The following is a 19,485-nucleotide window of genomic DNA, read 5'->3' on the forward strand; positions in this document are numbered from 1 at the left end:
CGCGTTCTGGGCCTATAATGGAGCCCTTTTCGCCCAATGATTTTGCGGAGCTGGTGATGGTCGAACGTAAGGCTTCCGTCGAGCGCAATACCCTGGAAACCCAGGTCAAGTGCTCGATCAACCTCGATGGCAGCGGCAAGGCCCGATTCGATATCGGTGTGCCTTTCCTTGAACACATGCTGGACCAGATCGCCCGCCATGGGCTGATCGATCTGGATATCGAGTGCAAGGGTGACCTGCATATCGACGATCACCATACCGTCGAGGACGTCGGTATTACCCTGGGCATGGCATTTGCCCAGGCCATCGGTGACAAGAAGGGTATCTTCCGTTACGGGCACGCCTACGTGCCGCTGGACGAAGCGCTGTCGCGCGTGGTCATCGACTTCTCCGGCCGCCCAGGCCTGCAGATGCATGTGCCGTATACCCGTGCCAGCGTTGGCGGCTTTGATGTCGACCTGTTCCAGGAGTTCTTCCAAGGCTTCGTCAACCACGCGCTGGTAACCCTGCACATCGACAACCTGCGTGGCCACAACACCCACCACCAGATCGAAACGGTGTTCAAGGCATTCGGCCGCGCGCTGCGCATGGCTGTCACCCTCGATGAGCGCATGGCCGGGCAGATGCCGTCGACCAAAGGATGCCTGTAAATGCAGACGGTAGCCGTAATCGACTATGGCATGGGCAACCTGCACTCGGTAGCCAAGGCGCTTGAGCACGTAGGTGCCGGTAAAGTGCTGGTCACCAGTGATGCCGCGGTCATTCGCGAGGCCGACCGTGTGGTGTTCCCGGGTGTGGGCGCGATTCGCGACTGCATGGCCGAAATCCGTCGCCTGGGCTTCGATAGCCTGGTGCGCGAAGTCAGCCAGGACCGCCCGTTCCTCGGCATCTGCGTAGGCATGCAGGCGCTGCTCGAACACAGCGAGGAAAACACCGGCGTCGACTGCATTGGCCTGTTCCCCGGCCAGGTGCGCTTCTTCGGCAAAGACCTGCAAGAAGACGGTGAGCACCTGAAGGTGCCGCACATGGGCTGGAACGAAGTCAGCCAGACCATCGACCACCCGCTGTGGCACGACATCCCTGATCGCGCACGTTTCTATTTCGTACACAGCTACTACATCAATGCCGGCAAGCCGGGTCAGGTTGTCGGCCGCGGCCACTACGGTGTCGACTTCGCCGCTGCGCTGGCTGATGGCTCGCGCTTTGCCGTGCAGTTCCACCCGGAGAAGAGCCATACCCATGGCCTGCAGTTGCTGCAGAACTTCGTCGCCTGGGACGGGCGCTGGTAAATGAGCAGGTCGAAAGCCAAGGCCTCGGTCATGACGTTGGCCCCCGAGCAGGAGCGCGATGCGCTCGACACGCTCAAGCGCTTTCTCGAAGACCGTTTCGAGCTGGAGCTGGGGTCGTTCGAGGTGGCCGAGGTGCTTGAGCTGTTCAGCAAAGAAATTGCACCCCTTTACTACAACAGGGCGATTGCCGATGTTCAACTGCACCTCAAGGAGCGGTTCGAAAGCATCGAAAGCGATCTGTGGGCGCTCGAAAAGCCCTGAAACCCTAAGAACAGACAGGTTCCCAAGATGCTGATTATCCCCGCTATCGATCTGAAGGACGGTGCCTGCGTGCGCCTGCGCCAAGGCCGCATGGAAGACTCCACGGTCTTTTCCGACGACCCGGTGAGCATGGCCGCCAAGTGGGTCGAGGGTGGCTGCCGCCGCCTGCACCTGGTCGACCTCAATGGCGCCTTCGAAGGCCAGCCAGTCAACGGCGAAGTGGTGACTGCCATCGCCAAGCGCTACCCAACCCTGCCGATCCAGATCGGCGGTGGCATCCGCTCGCTGGAAACCATCGAGCACTACGTCAAGGCTGGCGTCAGCTACGTGATCATCGGCACCAAGGCGGTGAAGCAGCCGGAGTTCGTGGCCGAAGCGTGCAAGGCCTTCCCAGGCAAGGTCATCGTTGGCCTGGATGCCAAGGACGGCTTCGTCGCCACCGACGGCTGGGCCGAAGTCAGCACCGTGCAGGTCATCGACCTGGCCAAGCGTTTCGAGGCCGATGGCGTCTCGGCGATCGTCTACACCGACATCGCCAAGGACGGCATGATGCAGGGCTGCAACGTGCCTTTCACCAAGGCACTGGCTGAAGCCACCCGTATTCCGGTGATCGCCTCGGGCGGCATCCACAACCTGGGCGACATCAAGGCCCTGCTGGACGCCAAGGCACCCGGCATCATCGGCGCCATCACCGGCCGTGCCATCTACGAAGGCACCCTCGATGTCGCCGAGGCCCAGGCCTTCTGCGACAACTACCAAGGCTGAGGACTGAACCATGGCACTGGCCAAGCGCATCATCCCTTGCCTGGACGTGGACAACGGCCGGGTGGTCAAGGGCGTCAAGTTCGAGAACATCCGTGATGCCGGCGACCCGGTGGAAATTGCCCGTCGCTACAACGAGCAGGGTGCCGACGAAATCACCTTCCTCGACATCACCGCCAGCGTCGATGGCCGCGATACCACTTTGCATACCGTCGAGCGCATGGCCAGCCAGGTGTTCATCCCGCTGACCGTGGGCGGTGGCGTGCGTACCGTGCAGGACATCCGCAACCTGCTCAATGCTGGTGCCGACAAGGTTTCGATCAACACGGCTGCGGTGTTCAACCCGGAGTTTGTGGGCGAGGCAGCGGACCGTTTCGGTTCGCAGTGCATCGTTGTCGCCATTGATGCCAAGAAGGTGTCCGGGCCAGGTGAAACGCCGCGCTGGGAAATCTTCACCCACGGTGGGCGCAAGCCGACCGGGCTGGATGCGGTCGAATGGGCGAAGAAGATGGAAGGCCTGGGTGCAGGCGAGATCCTGCTGACCAGCATGGACCAGGACGGGATGAAGAACGGCTTCGACCTGGGTGTTACCCGCGCCATCAGTGATGCGCTGGGCATTCCGGTCATTGCTTCGGGTGGTGTGGGTAACCTGCAGCACCTGGCTGACGGCATTCTGGAAGGGCATGCCAGCGCGGTGCTGGCGGCCAGTATCTTCCACTTTGGCGAGTACACGGTGCCGGAGGCCAAGGCCTACATGGCTTCGCGCGGGATCGTCGTTCGCTGATCCATTGATTGGGGCTGCTTTGCAGCCCTTCGCGGGCACGCCCGCTCCCACAGGGATCTCTCCAAACCTGTGGGAGCGGGCGTGCCCGCGAAGGGCCGCAACGCGGCCCCAATTGCCTCAACCGTGGTTCTTGCCGAGCAACGCGTGATACAGCTCGGTATCCCCAAGAATCCCCACCACCCTGTCGTTATCCTGCAGCACCAGCTTGTTGCCGGTCTGATAACGAATCTGTAGCGCCTCGCGCATGCCGATGTCGGCGTGCACCACGGTCGGCCTGCGCTGCAGCAGCTCCACATCCTGCCCTGGTGCCCAGTTCTGCATGTCCAGCCCGTTCTGGCCCTGGCGTGCACGCTTGAGCGCGCCACCTTCGCCCAGGTCCAGCCATGAATCGATACCTGGGTCCAGGCATACCGAGCCATTGACCCGCTTACAGTTGTCCAGGCTACGCATCAGGCTGCGGCCGCACAGCACGTTCAGCGGGTTGGTGTGGGCGACGAAGGTACGCACGTACTCGTCGGCCGGGTTGAGCACGATCTCCTCTGGCTTGCTGTACTGGATGATCCGCCCGTCCTTCATGATTGCAATGCGGGTACCCAGCTTCAGTGCCTCGTCCAGGTCGTGGCTGACGAACACGATGGTCTTGCTGAGCTTGGCCTGCAGGCCCAGCAGTTCGTCTTGCAGGCCCTGGCGGATCAGCGGGTCGAGGGCCGAGAACGGTTCGTCCATCAGCAGGATGTCGGCATCCATCGCCAGCGCCCGGGCCAGGCCCACGCGTTGCTGCATGCCGCCAGACAGCTCGTCCGGCTTTTTGTTGCGCCACTGGGTCAGGCCCACCAGCTCAAGCTTCTCGTCCACCAGCTTGCGCCGTTCCTTTTCAGGGCGGCCCTGCATTTCCAGGCCAAAGCTGATGTTCTCGCGCACCGTCAGCCAGGGCATCAGGGCGAACTTCTGGAACACCATGGCAATGCGCTTGGTGCGCATCATTTTCAGCTCGGCCGGGCTGCAGTGGGCAATGTCGATGTGCTTGCCTTCGTGCTCGACAAACAGCTTGCCGCGGCTGACGGTGTTGAGGCCGTTGATGCAGCGCAGCAGGCTCGATTTGCCCGAGCCGGACAAGCCCATCAGCACGCAGATCTCGCCCTTGTTGATATCAAGGTTGGCCTTTTCGACGCCGACCACCAGGCCGGTCTGCTTGAGGATCTGTTCGCGGGTCTTGCCCTGGTCCAGCAGCGACAGTGCTTCACGCGGCTTGTTGGAGAAAATGACGTCGACGTCTTCGAAACGAATGATGCTCATGCCTCACCCCTTACCGGCAGTTCCGGTTGCTTGCAGATACGGTCGAGCATGATTGCCAGCAGCACGATCGCCAGGCCCGCTTCGAAGCCCAGGGAGATATCAGCGGTGTTCAGTGCGTTGACCACAGGTTTGCCCAGGCCGTCGGCGCCCACCAGGGCGGCGATCACCACCATCGACAACGACAGCATGATGCACTGGGTGACGCCGGCGGCGATGCTTGGCATCGCATGCGGCAGTTCGATACGGGTGAGCAGTTGGCGCCGCGAGCAGCCAAACGCCTTGCCGGCGTCCATCAGCTCCTGCGGGACGTCACAGATGCCCAGGTAGGTGAGGCGGATTGGCGCTGCGATGGCGAACACCACGGTAGAGATCAGCCCCGGTACCACACCCAGGCCGAACAGGGTCAGGGTAGGGATCAGGTAGACGAAGGTGGGCACCGTCTGCATCAGGTCGAGCACCGGGCGCATGGCGGTATAGAACATCGGTTTGTGGGCGGCAAGGATGCCCAGCGGCACGCCGATCACCACACATACCACCGTGGCGAAGGTCACCTGCGCCAGGGTTTCCATGGTTTCCTGCCAGTAACCCAGGTTGAAGATCAGCAGGAATGAAAGGGCAACGAACGCGGTCAGCCCCCACTTGCGCTGGATCAGGTGCGCCAGGCCGGCGAACAGGGCGATGAGGACGAACGGGTTGAACCAGGTCAGGGCACTGGTGACCCCATGGATCATGAATTCCAGGCCTTGCGCGATGGCGTCGAAGTAATTCGCGCCGTTCTGGGTCAGCCACTCGACGAACGACGCGATGTACTGGCCCAGGGGTATTTTCTGATCGATAAGCATGATAGCGAGCTTCCACCTGCATAGATTGAAATCAACCCGGGGCAGGCACGGTCCTGCCCCGAGGTAGCGCTACTGCGTGGTTCGTTATTGCGCGAGCTTGGCCTTGGCCGCCTCAAGGCCGGGTTTGCCATCAACAGTGGTAACGCCGGCAAGCCAGGTGTCCAGCTTGCCGGGGTTGTCTTTAAGCCACTTCTTGGCGGCTGCTTCGGGTTTCATCTTGTCGTCCAGGACATAGCCCATCATGGTGCTTTCATCCTTGAGCTCGAACGACAGGTTCTTGAGCAGTTGGCCAACGTTGCTGCATTCCTGCGTGTAGCCTTTGCGGGTATTGGTCAATACGGTTGCCTTGCCGAAATCGGGGCCGAAGAAGTCGTCCCCGCCGGTGAGGTACTGCATCTTGAAACGGGTGTTCATCGGGTGCGGTTCCCAGCCCAGGAATACCAGCGCCTCGCCGCGTTTCTGCGCGCGGTCGACCTGCGACAGCATGCCGGCCTCGCTCGATTGCACAATCTTGAAACCGGCGTCTTTCAGGCCGAAGGCGTTCTTGTCGATCATGCTCTGGATGGTGCGGTTGCCATCGTTGCCGGGCTCGATGCCGTAGATCTTGCTGTCCAGTTCCTTCTTGAACTTGGGAATGTCGGCGAAATCTTTCAGGCCCTTGTCGTACAGCGCCTGGGGCACGGCCAAGGTGTACTTGGCGTTTTCCAGGTTGGCGCGCACCGTTTCCACGGTGCCGGCGTCGCGGTACTGCTTGATGTCGTTCTCCATGGTCGGCATCCAGTTGCCGAGAAACACGTCCAGGTCCTTGCCGGTGGCCAGCGACTTGTAGGTCACCGGTACCGAGATCATGGTGGTGTGGGTTTTGTAACCCAGGGCTTCGAGCACAACGCTGGTGGTCGCGGTGGTGACTGTGATGTCGGTCCAGCCGACGTCGGAGAAACGTACCGTCTGACACTGCTCGGGTTCGGCGGCCTGGGCCAGCAAGGGCGTGGACAGCAACGCAACCAGCAACAGCGAGGGTGAACCTTTCATGGATGGACTCCTGAGATATTGTCTTCGGGTTCGCGTGGGTCGCCGGGCTTTCTGAGGGTCCGGTCGACCAGGCCTGCAGAGGGCAGGATGCGTGGCCGTGCTTTACGAGTCGCTTTCGATAATCCTCCAGCGCCGGGCAATCGCCTACTGGTAGGGTCGTATCCAGTACGGAACGGGTCGTATCCAGTAAGGGCGATGTCGCTTATAGGTTTATCCACCCCCTCGGCCGCATTTTTGCGTCACCTGGCCGCCGGAAAGCGGCGTGGTGAGGGCCGCTCCTTGAGCAAAAACAGCGCGGCGCGGCTGGACAAAAGTACGTCGGTTGCAGACGGCGAGGGGTGCGGTAAAAGCCCGATGATGCTGGCATTCAAGGCGGCCCGCTGTTTGAGCCTAGCAGCTGCCCCGCCCTGCGCATGGCGCGCAGAGACAAGCCCAGCAAGAGGTGATTCGACAATGGCCATCAGCGTGTTCGACCTGTTCAAGATCGGTGTCGGGCCCTCCAGCTCCCACACCGTCGGCCCCATGCGTGCTGGCGCCCTGTTCGTTCAGGGCCTGCGCGAACGCGGCGAGCTGGACCGTGTAAAACGGATCGAAGTGCGCCTGTATGGCTCGCTGTCGGCCACCGGCATCGGTCACGGCACCGACAACGCCACCATCATGGGCCTGATGGGCGAGTGGCCTGACGCCATTGATCCCACCTGCATCGTCCCGCGCATCGCCGACCTGCGCGAAACCAACACCCTGCAGCTGGATAGCCGCCTGCCCATCGAGTTCATCTGGGCCCGCGACATGCTGCTGCTGGACGAAAACCTGCCGTACCACCCCAACGCCATGACCCTGGTTGCCGAAGGCGAGCAGGGCGAGTTGCACCGCGACACTTACTACTCGGTGGGGGGCGGCTTTGTGGTCGATGCCGCCCAGGCCGCCAGCGGTGTGCTGGATGCCGACCAGACGGTGTTGCCGTACGATTTCAACAGCGCTGCCGAACTGCTGCGCCTGTGCAAGCAAAACGACCTCAGCGTGTCGCAATTGATGATGGCCAACGAGAAGGTCTGGCGCAGCGAGGAAGAGATCCGCGCCGGCCTGCACAAGCTCTGGGAAGCCATGCAGGAATGCGTCAACAATGGGCTTAAAGCCGAGGGTACGCTGCCCGGCGGGCTGAACGTGCGCCGCCGTGCCGCCAAGCTGCACCGCAGCCTGCAGGAGATCGGCAAGCCCAACGTGATCGGCTCGACGATGAGTGCCATGGAGTGGGTCAACCTGTTCGCCCTGGCAGTCAACGAAGAGAACGCCGCCGGTGGCCGCATGGTTACCGCGCCTACCAATGGCGCGGCTGGCATCATCCCGGCAGTGCTGCACTACTACATGCGCTTTAGCGATGAGGTGAACGAGTGCAGCGTTGTCGATTACTTCCTGGCTGCGGCTGCCGTTGGCATCCTGTGCAAGAAGAACGCGTCGATTTCCGGTGCCGAAGTGGGCTGCCAGGGTGAAGTCGGCTCAGCCTGCGCCATGGCGGCGGCAGGGCTTGCCGAAGTGCTGGGCGCTACCCCGCCACAGTTGGAGAACGCGGCCGAAATCGCCTTGGAACACAACCTCGGCCTGACTTGCGACCCGGTCGGCGGTTTGGTGCAGGTGCCGTGCATCGAGCGCAACGCGATTGCTGCGGTAAAAGCCATCAACGCGGTGCAAATGGCGCTGCGCGGTGACGGCGAACACTTCATCTCCCTCGATCAGGTGATCCGTACCATGCGTGACACCGGGGCCGACATGCACGACAAGTACAAAGAGACCTCGCGCGGTGGCCTGGCGGTCAGCGTTATCGAGTGCTGATCACTACCAGGTTTGCTGGCCACTTCGCGGGTGAACCCGCTTCCACAGGAATTGTGCAGTACCTGTGGGAGCGGGTTCACCCGCGAAGCGGCCTTTGAAGGTTGATGCAGGTGCAACATAACCACCGATGCCTCCTTATGGTGCGCCCGGCGCCTACCGATCGTCGGGTGTCGCTATCAGTGTGGGTATTGTCGGTGACACTCAAGAGTGTCGTTTCTGGGCAACTTGCCGTGCACGTGTCACCAAATTGCTCAGCCGTTACACGCACGGCGCCTAGCACGCCTGTTTTACGACTGTCTGCCAACTCGGCCGAAGCCCCTGATTTGCCTGATGAAGGTGTCGTTTTCAGGTTTTTTTGGATAGCCGTTCAATTTCAGGCACGGCCTTTGCGTTGATATTGGCAAACATGCCCCCGGAAAATGACCGAGGGGTCATAACAAGAAATCAGTGCCCGCCTGAGGCACACCCTGCATTTGTGTGAGGAGAAATCGCGATGACGTCGTACACCTCCGGGACCCCAACCCAGAACCGCACAGCACCCCAGTCCATCGGGTTTCTTCTACTGGACAATTTCACCCTGATTTCCCTGGCATCGGCTGTCGAGCCGCTGCGTATGGCCAACCAGCTGTCCGGCCGCGAGCTGTATCGCTGGCACACCCTGACGGTCGACGGCGGCCAGGTCTGGGCCAGCGACGGCCTGCAGATCACCCCGGATGCCGCCATGCACAGCGCGCCGCCCATCGATACCGTGATCGTCTGCGGCGGGGTAGGTATCCAGCGCACCGTTACCCGTGAGCATGTCACCTGGCTGCAAGCCCAGGCCCGCCAGTCGCGCCGCCTGGGCGCGGTGTGCACTGGCAGCTGGGCCCTGGCCTGTGCCGGGCTACTCGACGGTTTCGATTGCAGTGTGCACTGGGAGTGTCTGGCGGCCATGCAGGAGGCCTACCCGCGGGTGAACATGAGCACCCGGCTGTTCACCCTCGACCGCAATCGCTTCACCAGCTCTGGCGGCACTGCACCGCTGGACATGATGTTGCACCTGATCAGCCGCGACCATGGCCGCGAGCTGTCGGCGGCCATTTCCGAGATGTTCGTGTACGAGCGCATCCGCAACGAGCAGGACCACCAGCGCGTGCCGCTCAAGCACATGCTGGGTACCAACCAGCCAAAGCTGCAGGAAATCGTGGCGCTGATGGAGGCCAACCTCGAAGAGCCGATCGACCTCGACGAACTGGCGGTGTACGTGTCGGTGTCGCGTCGCCAGCTTGAGCGGCTGTTCCAGAAGTACCTGCACTGCTCGCCATCGCGTTACTACCTGAAACTGCGCCTGATTCGTGCGCGGCAGTTGCTCAAGCAGACGCCGATGTCGATCATCGAAGTGGCGTCGGTGTGCGGCTTTGTGTCCACACCGCACTTCTCCAAGTGCTACCGCGAGTACTTCGGCATTCCCCCACGTGACGAGCGCGTGGGGTCCAACACTGCGCAGCAGGTGGCCATGATGCCGATTCCGCAGGCCATGACCCTGTCGCCGCACAGTGGGCCGATGGCGGCCCTGAGCCAGGCGCGCAACGAGTCGACCTTTGCCAGTGTAAGGCTCTGATTCGAGTCGACTCTTATGCGGGGCAAGCCCGCCCCCACGAGTCGACCGCTGAAGCTGAACCAGCGGTGGCCTGCTCCCACAGGCCATCCGCTGAGTGTGAACCGGCGTTGAGCCTGTGGGAGCGGGCTTGTTCCGCGAAGGGGCCGGTCCTGGATGAATGAGTTACGCGCGTTTGTTGAACGCCGCCAACGCCGGCAACAACTGCTTGTCGATCGCCTGGCGCACTGCCGGCAAAATCGTCGCGCTGCCGGTATACATCTGCTCGACCATCCCTTTCAGTGCCCGCGCATTGGGCTCGGTCAGCCCGCATACCACCGCCTCGCAGGCCTGCTCGGCAGTGGCCCCGGCGGGGATGTCGAAACCGCGCGCGCGCAGGTGGCCTGCCAGGTCGTCCTGATCAATCAAATCCGCATGCATCATGGCTGTTGTCCCTTTTATCGCGAAGAGAGTGCTGCTGTGATTTACGACCGATTCTGTGTCTGCAGCGACAGGCTCGCAAGGGCTGAATGTCGCAATGGCTGGTTTGGCTAAGAACAGGTCGTTCCCGGCTAATTGCCGCTTCCGGGAAGCCAGCAGACTGCAGTCATTCACGGTCCACGAGGGTTTGGTCACCCTCACTCATGCACAGTGGATGTTGCTCGCTCTTGACCCCGGATGCTCACGGCTTTCCGGGGTTATTTTTTTGAGCGCTCAGTGGGGTAATTGCAGGACGCGGCCGATGAATTGCGCGGCAGGCAAGTCGCGCTGGCTATCTGCCAGGTTTTGCAGCAATTGCGTACTCTGTTCACTAAAAGGTGCTGACTTCGGCCCCGCCAGGTCTACATGCAACAGCATCTGCTCACTTGCAGCCAGCACCTCGTCGAACCCGGCCCGGTGCAGGCTGTGGTAGACGTGCAGGCGCTTGCGGTCGAACCCGATGATCTGCGTCTGCACCCACACCTCGGCCCCCAGCTTCACCTCATGCAGGTAGTTGATGTGCGCCTCCAGGGTAAACAGGGAATTTCCGCTTTGCCCACGGCTGTCGGCGTCCAGGCCGATGCGCTCCATCAGCGCATCGGTGGCGTAGCTGAAAATCAGCAGGTAGAAGGCATCGCGCAGATGCCCGTTGTAATCGACCCAGTCCTCCTGGACTGGGGTGCGGTAGGTCACAAGTGCGGGCATTGCTTACTCCTCAATCGCCAAAGGCCATGCCGTGTGTGGCCTTGCTGGTCTTCACAGCCTCCAGCACCGCCAGCAGGGTGTCATCACGATAGCGCTCCAGCGCGGCGATGCTGCGCTCGCCCAGTTGCTCCGAGGTGCCGTCCACCACATCGTCGATCAGCTTGTCGGTCAGCTCTGGTGCCGGCAGGTACGTCCAGGGCAGCTTGAGGGCCGGGCCGAACTGCGACATGAAGTGGCGCATGCCGGCATCGCCACCGGCCAGGGTGTAGGTGAGGAAAGTGCCCATGAACGACCACCGCAGGCCTGCGCCAAAGCGGATGGCATCGTCGATCTCACCGGTGGTCGCCACGCCGTCGTTGACCAGGTGCAGCGCCTCGCGCCACAGCGCTTCGAGCAGGCGGTCGGCAATGAAACCGGGCACTTCCTTGCGTACATGCAACGGGCGCATGCCCAGCGCGGTGTAGATGGTCTTTGCCGCCTCGATGGCTTCAGGCGCGGTACGCTTGCCGCCGACGATTTCGACCAACGGTAGCAGGTAAACCGGGTTGAACGGGTGGCCGACCACGCAGCGTTCGGGGTGGGTAGCCGACTCGTAGAACTCGCTGGGCAGCAGGCCTGAAGTGCTGGAACCGATGATGGCCTCGGGCTTGGCGGCGGCGCTGATTTTTGCGTGCAGGTCGAGCTTGAGGTCCAGCCGCTCGGGTGCGCTTTCCTGGATGAAATCGGCGTCGCGTACGCATTCTTCGAGGGTGCTGACGACTTTCAGCCGACCCTGTGATGCACCTTGGGCCAGGCCCTGTTTTTCAAGCGCCGGCCACGCGTTGGCGATGCGCTTGCGCAGTGCTTGCTCGGCACCGGGCGCCGGGTCCCAGGCGACCACGTCCAGGCCGTGGGCAAGGGCGCGGGCAACCCAGCCGCTGCCGATTACGCCGCTACCCAGCGCGGCGAAGGTCTTGATCTCGGTGATGAAGGGCATATCAGTCTCCTGAAGTGATCAGCGGCGTTTGAGGTTCATCTTTTCCCGGCCTTCGGCCGGGGTCAGCACGCGGGCACCGAGGCGGGAAATGATCTCCACCGCCCGCTCGACCAACTGGCCGTTGCTGGCCAGCACGCCGCGGTCCAGGTACAGGTTGTCTTCCAGGCCTACCCGCACATTGCCGCCGAGTAACACAGCTTGCGCGGCCATCGGCATCTGCATGCGTCCGATGCCGAAGCCGGCCCAGGTGACATTGGCGGGCAAGTTGTCGACCATCGCCTTCATGGTGGTGGTGTCGGCCGGTGCGCCCCAGGGAATGCCCAGGCACAGCTGGAACAGCGGGTCTTCGAGCAGCTCTTCCTTGATCATCTGCTTGGCGAACCACAGGTGGCCGGTGTCGAAAATTTCAAGTTCAGCTTTCACGCCCAGTTCGGTGATGCGTTTGGCGCCGGCGCGCAGTTGCGCCGGGGTGGAGACGTAGATCGAATTGCCGTCGCCGAAGTTGAGCGTGCCGCAGTCGAGGGTGCAGATTTCCGGCAACAGGGCCTCGACATGGGCCAGGCGCTCCAGCGGGCCGATCAGGTCGGTGCCCGGGCCGAACTCCAGGGGCGTTTCGCCTGGGCCGATTTCCAGGTCGCCACCCATGCCGGCGGTGAGGTTGACGATGATGTCCACATCGGCCTCGCGGATGCGTTCCATGACTTCGCGGTAAAGGTTTACGTCGCGGCTGAAACGGCCGGTTTGCGGGTCGCGGACATGGCAGTGGACCACGGTGGCGCCGGCTTTGGCGGCTTCGACGGCGGATTCGGCGATCTGCTTGGGGGTGACCGGGACCAAGTGGCTTTTCGAGGCGGTGTCACCGGCGCCGGTGAGGGCGCAGGTGATGATGACGTCGTGGTTCATGGCGGTTCCTTGTAGTGTCTGTGATGGCCCTTTCGCGGGGCGAGCCCGCTCCCACAGGATCAGCGAGATCCTGAGTGTTACGCTGTACCTGTGGGAGCGGGCTTGCCCCGCGAAGAGGCCGGATCAGTTGGCGGTGAGCTTGAGGTTCTCGGCCGCAGGCTTGCCGTCGAAGGTGGTGACCCCTTCGAGCCAGCGGGCCTTGTCGTCGGGGTGGTCGTTGAGCCACTGGCGGGCCGATTCCAGTGCGTCCTTGTGGTCGAGCAGCGGCTGCATCATGCGGCTCTCGTCCTCGGCGCTGAAGTTCAGGTTGGCCAGCAGGCGGTGGGCGTTGGGGCAGCGTTCGGCGTAGTCCGGCGCAGTTACCGTCCATACCGTGGCGCGGCCTTCGTCAGGGCCCAAGGCATCCTGGCTGTCACCCAGGTAGGCCATGTCGATGTTCACGTTCATCGGGTGCGGCGCCCAGCCGAAGAACACCACGGCCTCCTGGCGGCGCACGGCGCGGTCGACGGCAGCGAGCATGCCGGCCTCGCTGGACTCGACCAGCTGGAACTTGCCCAGGCCGAACTGGTTCTTGGTGATCATGGCCTTGATCTGGGTGTTGGCGCCCGAGCCTGGCTCGATGCCATAGATCTTGCCGCCCAGCTCTTTCTCGAACTTGTGAATGTCGGCGAAGGTCTTCAGGCCTTTGTCATACAGGTACTTCGGCACTGCCAAGGTCGCCCGCGCATCTTCCAGGCTGGGCTTTTCCAGCACCTTTACCTGCTGGGCATCGATGAACGGTGTGATGGTCTGGGTCATGATCGGGTTCCAGTAACCCAGGAACATGTCCAGGCGCTTGTCGCGGATGCCGGCGAAAATGATCTGCTGCGAAGCGCTGGTCTGTTTGGTCTGGTAGCCCAGGCCATCGAGCAGCACCTGGGCCATGGCGCTGGTGGCGATGACGTCGGTCCAGTTGACCACGCCCAGGCGCACGTTCTTGCAGGCCGCAGGCTCTGCGGCGTAAAGCGGGGAAGTGGCGATGCTACTCAGGGCAAGGGTCAACAGGCTGCGGCGGATCAAGCTGTGCATGGTGGCTCTCCATCGGCAGTGCATATTGTTATGGGGTTCGGTCTCTCTGGACCGTGTGAACACGCTACGCTGCTGGCAGGGTGAAAAATCGCACCCTGGCGACCAACACTTGCACGGAGGCGACCACCTTTGCCGTGGAGCATGCAATGCTGCAAACCATTCATTTTCTGCTGTTGCCCGGGTTCTCGGCCATGGGCTTCATCAGTGCCCTGGAGCCGCTGCGGGTAGCCAACCGGTTCAAGGGCCCGTCGTACCGCTGGCAGGTGCTGAGCCTGGATGGCGGGGCGGTGCAGGCCAGCAACGGCATGTCGGTGAACGCCGATGCGGCGTTGGCCGCGGGCGAGCCTGCGGGCATTTTGCTGATCGTGGCCGGTTTCGATCCCCTGGCCTGTTACGGGCCGGGCCTGCAGCAGGCGCTACGCCGCCTGGACCACGACGGGGTGATCCTGGGCGGTATCGATACTGGCGCCGTTGTACTGGCCGAGTCCGGCCTGCTCGACGGCCACCGCGCCACCGTGCACTGGGAGGCGCTGGAGGCGTTCAAGGAGAACTACCCGAGCCTGCAGGCGACCCAGGAGTTGTTCGAGATCGACCGCCGGCGTATCACCTGCGCTGGCGGTACGGCGTCCATTGACCTGATGCTCGACCTGATTGCACAGGCCCATGGCAGCGAGTTGGCGGTGCAGGTGTCGGAGCAATTCGTGCTCGGGCGTATCCGCCAGCGACAAGACCATCAGCGCATGCAGATCGCCAGCCGCTATGGCATCAGCAACAAGAAGCTGGTGAAGGTGATTGGCGAAATGGAGCGCAATACCGAGCAGCCACTCAATACCCAGGTGCTGGCAGAAGCGGTGCAGGTGACCCGGCGGCAGCTGGAACGGCTGTTTCGTGTGCACCTGGACGACACGCCCAGTGGTTTCTATTTGCGACTGCGGCTGGATAAGGCCAGGCAGTTGTTGCGCCAGACCGACATGAGTGTGCTGGAGGTGGGCGTGGCGTGTGGGTTTGAGTCGGCTTCGTATTTTACCCGCTGTTATAGGGCCCGGTATCATCGTTGCCCGCGGGAGGACAGGTTGGCCAGGGCGGTTTGATGTTTGTCAGTGCTGGCCTCTTCGCGGGACAAGCCCGCTCCCACAGGGACCCCACATCTCTCAGGCTCTGTTGAGTCCTGGGCCACAGGACCATGGCAGTCCTCAGTGGCTGAGGTGATCCTGTGGGAGCGGGCTTGTCCCGCGAAGAGGCCGGTGCAGGTTTACTGCTGGCCAATGGACTGCAAATACTCCGACCGGTCATCACTGCGCTGGGCCACGCAGGTATCCCAGGCCGCCTGGAATGCCTTGCTCCCCGCCTTTTCGGCATAGGTCTCGACCTTGCAATCAGCATCGCGCAGTTGCATCCACAGCTTCTCTGCCGCGTCCATGCGCCCGATCAGGGCAGTGGCCTGGTCGCCTTCGTCGGCATATTGATCGCGAATGCGCTGGATCAAGTCATCGTAAGCCGACTTCAGCTCCCGCTCTGCCGTCTGCTTGTTGAACGCCGCGCAGGCGTAGGTCTGCTGGTCGGTCTCGACGTTGTCGCACGGGGTGCTTTCTTCCTCCCCGGCGTGGGCGCCCGATACGACGGCCAGCAATACCAGCCATGCCAATGATTTCATCCCTTTTCTCCTCAACAGGCTGACGAATCGCAGGATTCTCGCTCAGACGACGGCGCTGTGGTAGCCACCTGTCCAAATGTTCATAAAGCCGCCAGAAAGGTCGTTATCGAGACTGTCTCTCATCGCCAGACGGCGTGCCAGAGGGCGTGTTGTCGCGCATTGACGCTTTCGGCAAACCCCCTGTCGTTTTTGCATCGGGGCGCCTTTGGGCACAGGCATATGCTGGCCCCAAAGCGCCGGCAGAAGGTTTGGCGCCAACCATTCAATAAAAGGGGACAGCCTGATGAGCCCAGCCGAACTTCACGCCGACAGCATCGTCATCGACGGCCTGATCATTGCCAAATGGAACCGCGAGCTGTTCGAGGACATGCGCAAAGGCGGGCTGACTGCGGCCAACTGCACGGTGTCGGTCTGGGAAGGGTTCAAGGCTACCGTCGACAACATTGCCTCCAGCCAGAAGCTGATCCGCGACAACAGCGACCTGGTGATGCCGGTGCGCACCACCGCCGACATCCGCAAGGCCAAGGAGCTGGGCAAGACTGGCATCCTGTTCGGCTTCCAGAACGCCCATGCGTTCGAAGACCAGATCGCTTACGTTGACGTGTTCAAGCAGCTGGGCGTAGGCATCGTGCAGATGTGTTACAACACCCAGAACCTGGTGGGCACCGGCTGCTACGAGCGTGACGGCGGGCTGTCGGGCTTCGGCCGCGAAATCGTCGCGGAAATGAACCGCGTCGGCATCATGTGCGACCTGTCCCACGTCGGCTCCAAGACTTCCGAAGAGGTCATCCTCGAATCGAAAAAGCCGGTGTGCTACTCGCACTGCCTGCCATCGGGCCTGAAAGAGCACCCGCGCAACAAGTCGGATGAAGAGCTGAAGTTCATCGCCGACCACGGCGGCTTCGTCGGCGTGACCATGTTCGCGCCGTTCCTGGCCAAAGGCATCGACTCCACCATCGACGACTACGCCGAAGCCATTGAGTACACCATGAACATTGTCGGTGAAGACGCCATCGGTATCGGTACCGACTTCACCCAGGGCCACGGCCAGGACTTCTTCGAGTACCTGACCCACGACAAGGGCTACGCCCGCCGCCTCACCAACTTCGGCAAGATCATCAACCCGCTGGGCATCCGCACCGTGGGCGAATTCCCCAACCTCACCGAAACCTTGCTCAAGCGCGGCCATTCCGAGCGTGTGGTGCGCAAGATCATGGGCGAGAACTGGGTCAACGTCCTCAAGGACGTCTGGGGCGAGTAAGCCGCTCTCCAAGCCTGAAAGCCCCTGCCAGCAACGCCGGGGCACCCACATAAAAATTTTATGGAGTTGAGTTTCCATGGCCAAGATCGCCCCGCAATTGCCAATCGAAGTCGACAGCGAAACCGGTGTCTGGACCAGCGACGCCTTGCCGATGCTGTACGTGCCGCGCCACTTCTTCGTCAACAACCACATGGGCATCGAGGAAGTGCTGGGCGCCGACGCCTATGCCGAGATCCTCTACAAGGCCGGCTACAAGTCCGCCTGGCACTGGTGTGAAAAAGAAGCCGAGTGCCATGGCCTGGAAGGCGTGGCGGTGTTCGAGCACTACATGAAGCGCCTGAGCCAGCGTGGCTGGGGCCTGTTCGAGATCCAGGACATCGACCTGGACAAAGGCACCTGCAGCGTCAAGCTCAAGCACTCGGCGTTCGTGTACGTGTACGGCAAGTGTGGCCGCAAGGTCGACTACATGTTCACCGGCTGGTTCGCCGGCGCAATGGACCAGATTCTCGCTGCCCGCGGCAGCTCGATCCGCACCGTGGCCGAACAGGTCTACGGCGGGTCGGAAGAAGGCCACGAAGATGGCCTGTTCGTTACAAAGCCGTTGTAAGCCGGAGATAGCGTCATGGCATTCGAAGCAATGTTCCAGCCGATCCAGATCGGCAAACTGACCATCCGCAACCGCGTGCTCAGCACCGCGCACGCCGAGGTTTACGCCACTGACGGCGGCATGACCACCGACCGCTATGTGAAGTACTACGAAGAGAAGGCCAAGGGCGGCATCGGCCTGGCGATCTGCGGCGGGTCGTCCGTTGTTGCCATCGACAGCCCGCAGGAATGGTGGGCGTCGGTCAACCTGTCGACCGACCGTATCATCCCGCACTTCCAGAACCTGGCTGACGCCATGCACAAGCATGGCGCCAAGATCATGATCCAGATTACCCACATGGGCCGTCGCTCGCGCTGGGACGGCTTCAACTGGCCGACCCTGATGTCGCCGTCGGGTATCCGTGAACCTGTGCACCGCGCCACCTGCAAGACCATCGAGGTGGAAGAGATCTGGCGCGTCATCGGCAACTACGCGCAGGCCGCGCGGCGTGCCAAAGAGGGCGGCCTGGACGGCGTGGAACTGTCGGCCGTGCACCAGCACATGATCGACCAGTTCTGGAGCCCGCGGGTCAACAAACGTACCGACGAATGGGGCGGCACGTTTGAAGGCCGCATGAAGTTCGGCCTGGAAGTACTGAAAGCGGTGCGCGCCGAAGTGGGTGACGACTTCTGTGTGGGCATGCGTATCTGTGGCGACGAGTTCCACCCTGATGGCCTCAGCCACGAGGACATGAAACAGATCGCCGCGTATTACGACGGCACCGGCATGCTCGACTTCATTGGCGTGGTTGGCTCGGGTTGCGACACCCACAACACCCTGGCCAACGTCATCCCGAACATGAGCTACCCGCCAGAGCCGTTCCTGCACCTGGCGGCCGGCATCAAGGAAGTGGTCAAGGTCCCGGTACTGCACGCGCAGAACATCAAGGACCCGAACCAGGCCACGCGCATTCTTGAAGGCGGCTACGTGGACATGGTCGGCATGACCCGTGCTCACATGGCTGACCCGCACCTGATCGCCAAGATCAAGATGGGCCAGATTGACCAGATCAAACAGTGCGTCGGCGCCAACTACTGCATCGACCGCCAGTACCAGGGCCTGGATGTACTGTGCATCCAGAACGCCGCCACCTCCCGTGAATACATGGGGGTGCCGCACATCATCGAGAAGACCACCGGCGTCAAGCGCAAGGTGGTGGTGGTTGGCGCAGGCCCGGCCGGCATGGAAGCGGCCCGCGTGGCCGCCGAACGTGGCCACGACGTGACCCTGTTCGAGAAAAAAGACCAGATCGGCGGGCAGATCACCATTGCCGCCAAGGCACCGCAGCGTGACCAGATCGCCGGTATTACCCGCTGGTACCAGCTGGAACTGGCGCGCCTGAAAGTGGACCTGCGCCTGGGGACCGCTGCCAGCGTGGACGCCATCCAGGACCTGCGCCCGGATGTCATCGTGCTGGCGGTGGGCGGCCATCCGTTCGTCGAGCAGAACGAGCACTGGGGCGCTGCCGAAGGGCTGGTGGTCAGCAGCTGGGACGTACTTGACGGCAAGGTTGCGCCGGGCAAGAACGTGCTGGTGTACGACACCATTTGTGAATTCACCGGCATGTCGGCAGCAGACTACATTGCCGACAAAGGCAGCCAGGTTGAAATCGTCACCGACGACATCAAGCCGGGCGTGGCCATGGGCGGCACGACCTTCCCGACCTACTACCGCAGCATGTACCCGAAAGAAGTGATCATGACCGGCGACATGATGCTGGAAAAGGTCTACCGCGAAGGCGACAAGCTGGTGGCGGTGCTGGAGAACGAATACACCGGCGCCAAGGAAGAACGCGTGGTCGACCAGGTGGTGATCGAGAACGGCGTGCGACCCGATGAAGCACTGTACTACGCGCTGAAGGACGGCTCGCGCAACAAGGGCCAGATCGATGTGGAGGCGCTGTTCGCCATCAAGCCGCAGCCGATCCTCAGCCAGCCGGGCGAGGGCTACCTGCTGTATCGGATCGGCGACTGCGTGGCCCAGCGCAACGTGCATGCAGCGATCTACGACGCCTTGCGGCTGTGCAAGGATTTCTGATCCCGCGCGCCTAAACGCCGTAGACCCCTGTGGGAGCGGGCTTGCTCCGCGAATGCGTCAGCACCAACAACGATGTTGTCAGG

20 protein-coding genes are annotated in these 19,485 nt (G+C 62.2%); 11 read left to right on the plus strand and 9 right to left on the minus strand.

Annotation, left to right across the window (positions count from 1 at the left end; all coding sequences use genetic code 11):
* Positions 1 to 56: 56 nt before the first annotated feature.
* The 5 genes from hisB to hisF are packed head-to-tail and all read left to right on the plus strand — an operon-like array spanning position 57 to position 3,096.
* Positions 57 to 650 (plus strand): imidazoleglycerol-phosphate dehydratase HisB, encoded by a 594-nt coding sequence (gene hisB, locus OZ911_RS01560; protein ID WP_023532883.1) that lies wholly within the window; start codon positions 57 to 59, stop codon positions 648 to 650.
* Positions 651 to 1,289, plus strand: coding sequence for an imidazole glycerol phosphate synthase subunit HisH (gene hisH / locus OZ911_RS01565; RefSeq protein ID WP_016484506.1), 639 nt, complete (start codon positions 651 to 653; stop codon positions 1,287 to 1,289).
* Positions 1,290 to 1,550: a DUF2164 domain-containing protein gene (locus OZ911_RS01570; RefSeq protein ID WP_023047079.1), complete on the plus strand. Its 261-nt coding sequence runs from the start codon at positions 1,290 to 1,292 to the stop codon at positions 1,548 to 1,550.
* A 27-nt stretch (positions 1,551 to 1,577) separates the two neighbouring features.
* Complete coding sequence (hisA, locus tag OZ911_RS01575; RefSeq protein ID WP_016484508.1) at positions 1,578 to 2,315, plus strand: 1-(5-phosphoribosyl)-5-[(5-phosphoribosylamino)methylideneamino]imidazole-4-carboxamide isomerase; 738 nt, start codon at positions 1,578 to 1,580, stop codon at positions 2,313 to 2,315.
* Between the two features lie 10 nt (positions 2,316 to 2,325).
* Positions 2,326 to 3,096, plus strand: coding sequence for an imidazole glycerol phosphate synthase subunit HisF (gene hisF, locus OZ911_RS01580; protein ID WP_008091498.1), 771 nt, complete (start codon positions 2,326 to 2,328; stop codon positions 3,094 to 3,096).
* A gap of 117 nt (positions 3,097 to 3,213) precedes the next feature.
* Here hisF and choV read toward each other — a convergent pair whose 3' ends face one another.
* From choV to OZ911_RS01595, 3 genes are all read right to left on the minus strand, one after another.
* Positions 3,214 to 4,392, minus strand: coding sequence for a choline ABC transporter ATP-binding protein (gene choV / locus OZ911_RS01585; protein ID WP_016484509.1), 1,179 nt, complete (start codon positions 4,390 to 4,392; stop codon positions 3,214 to 3,216).
* Positions 4,389 to 5,237, minus strand: coding sequence for a choline ABC transporter permease subunit (choW, locus tag OZ911_RS01590; RefSeq protein ID WP_169725175.1), 849 nt, complete (start codon positions 5,235 to 5,237; stop codon positions 4,389 to 4,391). The genes choV and choW overlap by 4 nt, the downstream gene beginning before the upstream one ends.
* 81 nt (positions 5,238 to 5,318) lie before the next feature.
* A complete protein-coding gene (locus OZ911_RS01595; protein WP_016484511.1) occupies positions 5,319 to 6,266 on the minus strand; it encodes a choline ABC transporter substrate-binding protein in 948 nt (315 codons plus the stop codon).
* 453 nt (positions 6,267 to 6,719) lie between these two features.
* Between OZ911_RS01595 and OZ911_RS01600 the strand changes: the two genes are divergently transcribed.
* Both OZ911_RS01600 and gbdR read left to right on the plus strand, forming a co-directional pair.
* Entirely contained in the window at positions 6,720 to 8,096 is a 1,377-nt protein-coding gene (locus OZ911_RS01600; RefSeq protein WP_016484512.1) for an L-serine ammonia-lyase, read from the plus strand.
* A 493-nt stretch (positions 8,097 to 8,589) separates the two neighbouring features.
* Entirely contained in the window at positions 8,590 to 9,696 is a 1,107-nt protein-coding gene (gbdR, locus tag OZ911_RS01605) for a choline metabolism transcriptional regulator GbdR (RefSeq protein WP_016484513.1), read from the plus strand.
* A gap of 162 nt (positions 9,697 to 9,858) precedes the next feature.
* Here gbdR and OZ911_RS01610 read toward each other — a convergent pair whose 3' ends face one another.
* The 5 genes from OZ911_RS01610 to choX form a co-directional block, all read right to left on the minus strand.
* Complete coding sequence (locus OZ911_RS01610) at positions 9,859 to 10,116, minus strand: hypothetical protein (RefSeq protein WP_016484514.1); 258 nt, start codon at positions 10,114 to 10,116, stop codon at positions 9,859 to 9,861.
* Between the two features lie 270 nt (positions 10,117 to 10,386).
* Complete coding sequence (locus OZ911_RS01615; protein WP_023047080.1) at positions 10,387 to 10,857, minus strand: thioesterase family protein; 471 nt, start codon at positions 10,855 to 10,857, stop codon at positions 10,387 to 10,389.
* Positions 10,858 to 10,867: 10 nt separating this feature from the next.
* Complete coding sequence (locus OZ911_RS01620; RefSeq protein WP_016484516.1) at positions 10,868 to 11,833, minus strand: L-carnitine dehydrogenase; 966 nt, start codon at positions 11,831 to 11,833, stop codon at positions 10,868 to 10,870.
* 18 nt (positions 11,834 to 11,851) lie between these two features.
* Positions 11,852 to 12,736 carry a 3-dehydrocarnitine:acetyl-CoA trimethylamine transferase CdhC gene (gene cdhC / locus OZ911_RS01625; protein WP_023047082.1) on the minus strand — a complete coding sequence of 295 codons (885 nt, stop codon included), beginning with the start codon at positions 12,734 to 12,736 and terminating at the stop codon, positions 11,852 to 11,854.
* A 123-nt stretch (positions 12,737 to 12,859) separates the two neighbouring features.
* Positions 12,860 to 13,804 (minus strand): choline ABC transporter substrate-binding protein, encoded by a 945-nt coding sequence (choX, locus tag OZ911_RS01630; protein ID WP_023047083.1) that lies wholly within the window; start codon positions 13,802 to 13,804, stop codon positions 12,860 to 12,862.
* A gap of 146 nt (positions 13,805 to 13,950) precedes the next feature.
* Here choX and OZ911_RS01635 point away from each other — a divergent pair, with 146 nt between their 5' ends.
* Positions 13,951 to 14,895 carry a GlxA family transcriptional regulator gene (locus OZ911_RS01635; protein ID WP_016484519.1) on the plus strand — a complete coding sequence of 315 codons (945 nt, stop codon included), beginning with the start codon at positions 13,951 to 13,953 and terminating at the stop codon, positions 14,893 to 14,895.
* Positions 14,896 to 15,056: 161 nt separating this feature from the next.
* On the opposite strand, the gene OZ911_RS01640 is transcribed toward OZ911_RS01635, so the two are convergent.
* Positions 15,057 to 15,458 carry a lysozyme inhibitor LprI family protein gene (locus OZ911_RS01640; protein WP_060518030.1) on the minus strand — a complete coding sequence of 134 codons (402 nt, stop codon included), beginning with the start codon at positions 15,456 to 15,458 and terminating at the stop codon, positions 15,057 to 15,059.
* Positions 15,459 to 15,741: 283 nt separating this feature from the next.
* Here OZ911_RS01640 and OZ911_RS01645 point away from each other — a divergent pair, with 283 nt between their 5' ends.
* The 3 genes from OZ911_RS01645 to dgcA all read left to right on the plus strand — a co-directional run bounded on the left by OZ911_RS01645 (position 15,742) and on the right by dgcA (position 19,402).
* Positions 15,742 to 16,719, plus strand: a complete 978-nt coding sequence (locus OZ911_RS01645; RefSeq protein WP_003255700.1) for a dipeptidase — start codon at positions 15,742 to 15,744, stop codon at positions 16,717 to 16,719.
* Positions 16,720 to 16,795: 76 nt separating this feature from the next.
* Positions 16,796 to 17,326, plus strand: a complete 531-nt coding sequence (locus OZ911_RS01650) for a DUF5943 domain-containing protein (protein WP_012316656.1) — start codon at positions 16,796 to 16,798, stop codon at positions 17,324 to 17,326.
* 15 nt (positions 17,327 to 17,341) lie between these two features.
* Complete coding sequence (gene dgcA / locus OZ911_RS01655; protein ID WP_016484521.1) at positions 17,342 to 19,402, plus strand: dimethylglycine demethylation protein DgcA; 2,061 nt, start codon at positions 17,342 to 17,344, stop codon at positions 19,400 to 19,402.
* The last annotated feature ends 83 nt before the right edge of the window (positions 19,403 to 19,485 follow it).

Origin of the sequence: Pseudomonas fortuita (genome assembly GCF_026898135.2) — a bacterium.
Taxonomy (GTDB): Bacteria; Pseudomonadota; Gammaproteobacteria; order Pseudomonadales; family Pseudomonadaceae; genus Aquipseudomonas; species Aquipseudomonas fortuita.

Bases quoted from the DNA above. Each gene is read 5' to 3' on its own strand.
- hisB (WP_023532883.1), top strand. From the start codon at position 57: ATGGTCGAACGTAAGGCTTCCGTCGAGCGCAATACCCTGGAAACCCAG.
- hisH (WP_016484506.1), top strand. From the start codon at position 651: ATGCAGACGGTAGCCGTAATCGACTATGGCATGGGCAACCTGCACTCG.
- OZ911_RS01570 (WP_023047079.1), top strand. From the start codon at position 1,290: ATGAGCAGGTCGAAAGCCAAGGCCTCGGTCATGACGTTGGCCCCCGAG.
- hisA (WP_016484508.1), top strand. From the start codon at position 1,578: ATGCTGATTATCCCCGCTATCGATCTGAAGGACGGTGCCTGCGTGCGC.
- hisF (WP_008091498.1), top strand. From the start codon at position 2,326: ATGGCACTGGCCAAGCGCATCATCCCTTGCCTGGACGTGGACAACGGC.
- choV (WP_016484509.1), bottom strand. From the start codon at position 4,392: ATGAGCATCATTCGTTTCGAAGACGTCGACGTCATTTTCTCCAACAAG.
- OZ911_RS01595 (WP_016484511.1), bottom strand. From the start codon at position 6,266: ATGAAAGGTTCACCCTCGCTGTTGCTGGTTGCGTTGCTGTCCACGCCC.
- OZ911_RS01600 (WP_016484512.1), top strand. From the start codon at position 6,720: ATGGCCATCAGCGTGTTCGACCTGTTCAAGATCGGTGTCGGGCCCTCC.
- gbdR (WP_016484513.1), top strand. From the start codon at position 8,590: ATGACGTCGTACACCTCCGGGACCCCAACCCAGAACCGCACAGCACCC.
- OZ911_RS01610 (WP_016484514.1), bottom strand. From the start codon at position 10,116: ATGATGCATGCGGATTTGATTGATCAGGACGACCTGGCAGGCCACCTG.
- OZ911_RS01615 (WP_023047080.1), bottom strand. From the start codon at position 10,857: ATGCCCGCACTTGTGACCTACCGCACCCCAGTCCAGGAGGACTGGGTC.
- OZ911_RS01620 (WP_016484516.1), bottom strand. From the start codon at position 11,833: ATGCCCTTCATCACCGAGATCAAGACCTTCGCCGCGCTGGGTAGCGGC.
- cdhC (WP_023047082.1), bottom strand. From the start codon at position 12,736: ATGAACCACGACGTCATCATCACCTGCGCCCTCACCGGCGCCGGTGAC.
- choX (WP_023047083.1), bottom strand. From the start codon at position 13,804: ATGCACAGCTTGATCCGCCGCAGCCTGTTGACCCTTGCCCTGAGTAGC.
- OZ911_RS01635 (WP_016484519.1), top strand. From the start codon at position 13,951: ATGCTGCAAACCATTCATTTTCTGCTGTTGCCCGGGTTCTCGGCCATG.
- OZ911_RS01640 (WP_060518030.1), bottom strand. From the start codon at position 15,458: ATGAAATCATTGGCATGGCTGGTATTGCTGGCCGTCGTATCGGGCGCC.
- OZ911_RS01645 (WP_003255700.1), top strand. From the start codon at position 15,742: ATGAGCCCAGCCGAACTTCACGCCGACAGCATCGTCATCGACGGCCTG.
- OZ911_RS01650 (WP_012316656.1), top strand. From the start codon at position 16,796: ATGGCCAAGATCGCCCCGCAATTGCCAATCGAAGTCGACAGCGAAACC.
- dgcA (WP_016484521.1), top strand. From the start codon at position 17,342: ATGGCATTCGAAGCAATGTTCCAGCCGATCCAGATCGGCAAACTGACC.